Annotated in this window: 1 protein-coding gene and 1 pseudogene; both read right to left on the reverse strand. The window is 56.2% G+C overall.

Annotated features, from left to right (window positions below; all coding sequences use genetic code 11):
• Nucleotides 1-457 precede the first annotated feature (457 nt).
• The gene (locus tag AB3X86_RS38015) at nt 458-1420 is read right to left on the reverse strand and encodes a nucleotidyl transferase AbiEii/AbiGii toxin family protein (RefSeq protein ID WP_368599875.1); all 963 of its coding nucleotides are present in this window, start codon (nt 1418-1420) and stop codon (nt 458-460) included.
• A pseudogene (locus AB3X86_RS38020) lies at nt 1417-2064 on the reverse strand (type IV toxin-antitoxin system AbiEi family antitoxin domain-containing protein); the annotation flags it as partial. The gene AB3X86_RS38015 and the pseudogene AB3X86_RS38020, both read right to left, overlap by 4 nt.
• Nucleotides 2065-2186 lie beyond the last annotated feature (122 nt).

Raw genomic sequence — 2186 nt, forward strand, 5'->3', positions numbered from 1 at the left:
TGTTCCAGAACCATTCGCACAGCCCGCTCACGAACTTCAGGCGAGTACCTTGGACACTTCTTCTTCGTGTTTTCCATAGCTCCATTTTCTCAAGAAGTGGAGCCTCCGGAAATCCCGGGGCGGTTCATCTTCAGAACGGTGGGGATTCCTTGTATGCGGATTGTGGCGATGCAGGGCATAAGTCGTTACCGATAGTACCCCACAAATTTGACATAACATAAAGAATTGATCGAATTGTTTTGGTGGACATGGCCATGGACATGACATGTCATGACACGACAGGCGCGACATGGCATGGCCACGTCGTTTGAACGTAGCTGGGAGATTAGGGTGCATACATGATTTGTATTCCTTAATGATCAGGGAAGAATATGCTTCGAAATCTCGCGCGCGGTGCGAGTTGAGAAAGACTGTTGGCCGTCGTTTCAGATGCAAGGTGGCGGCGCAGACGTGACCTTTATTGCGGCATCCGGCCGCCGTCGATCTTTTCGAATCCCTGACGCAGAAGCGCCTCCTGTTCAGCAAATCTGTCCGCGCTCTTTTTCTTGAGCTTTTCGAGGTTTTGTAGTTTCCAGCGAATCGCAGGCAACTCGCTTAGGTAACCGTATGGCATCAGTGACCAGTCTGGCTCCAGACTAACCAGTGAGAAGAGAAACTCGCGATGTTCTGGAGTAAGCGCCGCAGGCAACTCACGGTCTAGCTTATCCTGAGTGGCCTCAAGCGTTGTCAGGTCGACGGCTTCGATGGTCAACCCGACAAATTCCTTTTCGTAGGCACCCGCCATGGAGTGCTTAGGGGCGAACAGGACCTCGTGAATCGGTCTGTTATGCCCTGCGAGGTAGCAGACGAACGCGTCGACGATATCGCGGCGCAGCCCGAGCGTTGGCGTGGAATACATGTGCAACACGTCGAACAGGTCGCGCGGGTGCTGACGGTCGAGTGCCGCGACCATCTTGCTACCGTAAAGCTCCGCTTCATGCAGAGTCGGTCCCGTAATGCTCGTGTTGAACATCTCTTCTGCCGCTTGCACAAGGGGGCGATCCACCGGGTCGAGCAAGGTTCCCCGGAACACATAGTTCACCTCTACCTTGACCGAGGTTTGGCCCGAGATAACAGTCAGCTTCACTTCGTCGCCCTTAGCCTTGCCTGACGTGGTCGCTGTCGAAAACTTGACGGCATGGCCCTCCGCTTCGATCTGCGCGCGGGCGCGGTCGAGTTCACCGCTGATCGCTGCGATGGCGTCGTCGCGGCCCAGATCCCTGCGAACCATGACCACATCGATGTCGACCGAGAGCCGAGGCATCGCCTGCAAGAACAGGTTCAACGCCGTTCCGCCTTTCATGGCGAACAGAGGGGTATCAAAGATGATGGGTGTTACGCCGAGCATCAGCCGCACCGTGTCTACGTAAATGTCGTTCATCGTGGTTTGAGAGTGAGTCGCTCACCGTTTTTGGTTTTATGCGTCCATCGTTTGCCCTGACTCAGGCGATCGATGTGCCTTTGAAGATCCCTGGCCCAGGAGAACCCTGCATCGGCACCGAAATCGCGAACAAGGACGGCGACCTTCACGCGAGTACAGTGGTTCAGGAAGTTGTCGAGCACATGGGGCCGGATATTACGCAGGCCGACCATAAGGTTGGTCGCTTCCTCCATGGTCTGACCTTTTCCGACATCACTCGCGAGTTCAAGTAGGGCTCTCTCCGGGATCGACACCAGCACGGCGGGGTCGCCTGCTGGCAGGGGTTTAAGGCCCTCCTCGTAGCGAAACTCCTCGTCAAATAGCGTGGTTGTCTGGTACGAGTAAAGCAGGTGTTCGCCTATCCAGTCAGGAAAGGCATAGGGCTTCTGTCCCCACAGAACAACGCGCTCGCGGAACGCAATGTTGTGGCGGACGCCCTGCCAGGAGAGAGCGGTCTTTCCGGCGACGTGCATCCCGGGGACGCGACGACTCAGAAACGCGATCGTGCCGTCTCGCGTAGGGACATCACCGGTCACGAGGTATGCGCCTCTTGAAAGGCGTTGAAGCCAGCCCGCTTTGACGAGGTCGTGCGCAAGCGCCGAGCTAAAGTCGGAAGTGGTGTACGGGGGATCTGGGGCGGGGAATTGAAGGCGGTGGAGGTTTCAGCTGAGAATCTGATTGTCGAAGTCGGAAACCAGCAAACAACAAACCATCCACCATGAGCAAG

Origin of the sequence: Paraburkholderia sp. BR14374, from assembly GCF_040948685.1 — a bacterium.
GTDB classification, from domain to species: domain Bacteria; phylum Pseudomonadota; class Gammaproteobacteria; order Burkholderiales; family Burkholderiaceae; genus Paraburkholderia; species Paraburkholderia youngii.

Coding starts and splice junctions, on each gene's coding strand:
- AB3X86_RS38015 (WP_368599875.1), bottom strand. CDS start 1,420: ATGAACGACATTTACGTAGACACGGTGCGGCTGATGCTCGGCGTAACA.